Source organism: Vibrio sp. 1401 (assembly GCF_033340295.1).
Genome location: NZ_JAWOWF010000414.1, coordinates 1 through 669, shown reverse-complemented (window position 1 = coordinate 669; position 669 = coordinate 1). Strand labels below are relative to the sequence as shown.

At 48.9% G+C, this 669-nt stretch carries 1 protein-coding gene; it reads left to right on the top strand.

Annotated features, from left to right (window positions below; all coding sequences use genetic code 11):
• Window positions 1-669: sugar-binding domain-containing protein (locus R7Z77_RS25955; RefSeq protein ID WP_318137124.1), on the top strand; the 669-nt coding region annotated here is incomplete at both ends.

The following is a 669-nucleotide window of genomic DNA, read 5'->3' as shown; positions in this document are numbered from 1 at the left end:
AAACGGCGAGTACGTCGGCTTTAGTAAAGGCAGCCGACTCACAGCGGAATTCGACATTTCCAAGTTCGTCCAACAAGGCGAAAACTTGCTCTCTGTACGCGTGATGCAGTGGGCCGATTCCACTTACATTGAAGACCAAGACATGTGGTGGACGGCGGGGATCTTCCGTGATGTTTACCTAATCGGAAAAGAGAACATTCACGTCCAAGACCTAACAATTCGCACCGACTTCGCCGACGATTACCAAAGTGCGACGCTCAGTGCTCAAATCGAATTGGAAAACCTTTCCACCGCTATCGCGTCTGGCTATACGCTGGAATACGCGCTGCATGACAAAGGCACTGTCGTAGCCAGTGGTCAATGCGATTCACTGACTATCCAAAACCACCACTCAACAAGCTTTGCGATTGATATGGTGAACCCAACGCATTGGACGGCTGAAAATCCTTACCTTTACCACTTGTTCATTACCTTAAAAGATCACCAAGGCAACGTAGTGGAAGTGATCCCACAACGCGTGGGTTTCCGTGACATCAAAGTGCGCGATGGCCTGTTTTACATCAACAATCAATACGTGATGCTGCATGGTGTAAACCGTCATGACAACGACCACCTAAAAGGTCGCGCAGTGGGCATGGACCGCGTGGAAAAAGATCTGATTTTGATGAA